1 protein-coding gene is annotated in these 3,072 nt (G+C 62.9%); it reads right to left on the bottom strand.

The genetic code is table 11. From position 1 onward, the window contains the following. Window positions 1-3,072, bottom strand: a 3,072-nt coding sequence (locus tag B2M20_RS18605) for a condensation domain-containing protein (protein WP_244553598.1), incomplete at both ends; no start/stop codon positions are given.

Raw genomic sequence — 3,072 nt, 5'->3', positions numbered from 1 at the left:
GTTCCAACCCCGCGATCCCGCAGCCGCCACGCCAACCGGTTCGCCCGCGCGTTCAGCTCTCCATAGCTCAGCGCCTCGTCCCCAAACACCAGCGCGATCCCGTCGCAACAGCTGCGGACCTGCGATTCAAATTGCTCGATAAGGCCCCGGCGCGGCTCATCGCATCGGGTGTTGTTGGCGCGGGCGAGCAGGACATCATCTGCGGGATCACGATCCGCGATCATGCCGACCGGCCGATCGGCATCGACGCTCAACGCCTCCATCAAGCGCACAAAGGCATGTTGCAGCCGCGCGATCTGCGCCTCGTCGAAGTGCCTGCGCTGATAGTTGAAGGTCAGGCGGAACCGCTTGTCGAGACCGACGCTCGCGAACAGCGGATAATTGCTGGTCTCGACAAGCCTGGTCTTATCGACGCGAACCTGCTGGTTTTTCTCCGTCAGAGCATGGTCGATCGGATAATTCTCGAACACCAGGATGCTGTCGAACAGCGGCTGTCCGGGACGCCCGGCGAGACGCTGAATCTCATAGAGCGGTGTCCAGCCGAAGTCGCGCAAAGCCAGATTGTGATCCTGCAGCTCACGCAGCCAGGCTCCAACCTTCTGCTGCGGAGCGACGTCGTCGACAACCGGCAGCGTGTTGATGAACAGGCCGATCATCTCGTCTGCGCCCGCAAGCTCAGCTGGCCGGCCCGACACGGTGACGCCGAAACAGACCGCGCTCTGCCCGGTATGTCGCCGCAGCAACTGCGCCCATGCGGCCTGCGCCAGCGTGTTCATCGTGACGCGCTCGCGCGCTGCAAATTGCTGCAGCTTTTCGGTCAACCCCGCGTCCAGCTCCCGGGTGAGCGCGCCGTGGCCGCACGATCCCGCATCCGCGCGTTCGGACAAAAAGCTCGGCTGATCCAATCTGGCCATCGCATCGCGCCAGAAGGCGGCCGACACCTCGCCTGCCCGGTTCTGCAACCACGCGATGTAGTCACGGTAGCGATGCTGCAATGCCGGCAGCCGGCCTGCGCCATGATGCTGCATCACCTCGGAGATCAGACGCGCCGAACTCCAGCCATCGAACAGGATGTGATGATGAGTCCAGATCAGCCAATGCCGGTCGTCCCCAAGCCGTATCAGCCGCACCCGCTGCAAAGGCGGCCGCGACAGGTCAAAACCCGCGGCCTGTTCCTGACGGGAAACATCGGCCAGCGCAGCCTCCAATTGGGCTTCATCCCAATCGGCAACTCGCGCGCGCCAGTCATCCTCGACAAACGGCACCTCGGCACGGCGATAGACAATCTGCTGCGGCGAGCCGGACAGACCGCGCCATACGAAGCCGGTTCTTAGAACCGCATGGCGATCGCTGACCGCCTGCCAGGCCCGGCGTAACCCTTCGGCATTGACGCCACGCACTTCCGCCGCAACCTGATTGACGTAAAGTTCGCGCTCACCGTCGTGCATCGTGTGGAACAGCATGCCCTGCTGCATCGGCGACAGCGGATAAATGTCCTCGATCTCACGCCATTCCAGTGCGAGATGATCGAGCTCGCCCTGCCCAAGGCCAGACAGTGCGACATCCGATGGCGTGAGACCGCAGGCGCCGCTGGTGCAGTGATCGACCAGCTCGCGCACCGCAGTCTCATATGAAGCAGCCAATAGCTCGATCGTTTTCCGCTGGTAGCGCTTCCGGCCAAAGCTGAACGATAACCGCAGCTCCCCGTCTTTTACCTGGCCGTTGATGCTGAGCCAGCGGCCAAGCGGCGCGCTGTTGCTACGCGCCGGTCCGGCGCTCTCGGGCGCAAGCCGGAACGGGGCGCTCTCACTAAAACTGGAATCGAACTGGCCGAGGTAGTTGAAAACGATGCGTGGCTCAGAAAGCTGAGCCAGCGCATCACGTTGCGCTTCGGTGCCGTGATAGCGCAACACGCCATAGCCAAGCCCGCGGGCCGGAATCGCCCGGAGCTCTTCCTTGGTGGATTTGATCAGCGTCGCATCGTCCGCCGACCCGCCCGGCAAACGCACGGGGAAAGCCGTGGTGAACCACCCTACCGTCCGGGAAATGTCGACGCCTGCGAAAATATCCTCGCGGCCGTGCCCTTCAAGTTCAACAACGATCTGCTCAATTCCACTCCACCGCGCGATTGCTCGCGCAAGCCCCGCGAGCAACAGATCATTGACCTGTGTCCGGTAGGCCGATGGCGCTTCCTTCAGCAGGCGCGCGGTCAACTCTGCGTCGAAGGCGAGCGAAACCTCCTCGCCGTCGACAACGCGATCGATACCCGCATCGTCATCGCACGGCAGTTCCGCCTGCGCTCCCCGTTCCAGCCAATAGGGCAGCTCCGCCGCCAATTGTTCCGTCTGGCCAAAAGCCTGTAGCCGCGCACCCCACGACGCATAGGAATGGCTCGGCGCCAACATAACGCGCGATTTGCCCTGCTGAATCTGCTCATATGCCGCCGCAAAGTCTTCGAGCAGGACTCGCCACGACACGCCATCGACAACAAGATGATGCACGACCAACAGGAGCCGCTGGCTGCCGTCAGTGAGATCCATTCCAACCAGGCGCAAAAGCGGTCCGGTCAGCGACAGACTTGCCTGGGCCGCAGAAGCGACGGCGGTGACGTCGGCAGCATCGCGAATCCCGCTTCGATGCCAAAACAGTTCCGAGACTTCGGATGCAGCGCCATAACTCGCACGCCAAACGCCTTCGATCTCTTCGAAGCTGAGACGCAAGGCCGCATGATGCGCCACGATCGCGGCGGCCGTGACCTCCACGACGGCCCAATCGAGCCGGGACTTTGGTATCAACAGGACGGCCTGATTCCAGTGATGTCGCTCCCCGGCATCCTCGCTGAAGAAGCGCGCCTGAATCGGCAGCAGCGGATGATCGCTGCCTTCGAGATCTCCTTGGGGCGGAGCATCGCTTTCCTTCGGTTCGTTGCGCGCAACTCGCGCCAGCTCCTGCAACGTCTGATGACGGAAGACATCGCGCGGCTCGATCAGCAGACCTGCCTGGCGGGCGCGGCCGACCAGTTGCAGCGAGATGATGGAGTCTCCGCCAAGCTCGAAGAAGTTGTCGGTGACG

It is taken from the genome of Nitrobacter vulgaris, assembly GCF_002028545.1.
GTDB classification, from domain to species: Bacteria; Pseudomonadota; Alphaproteobacteria; order Rhizobiales; family Xanthobacteraceae; genus Nitrobacter; species Nitrobacter vulgaris.
Note: the sequence above shows the minus strand (reverse complement) of the source record. Positions and strands in the feature narration are given on the sequence as shown.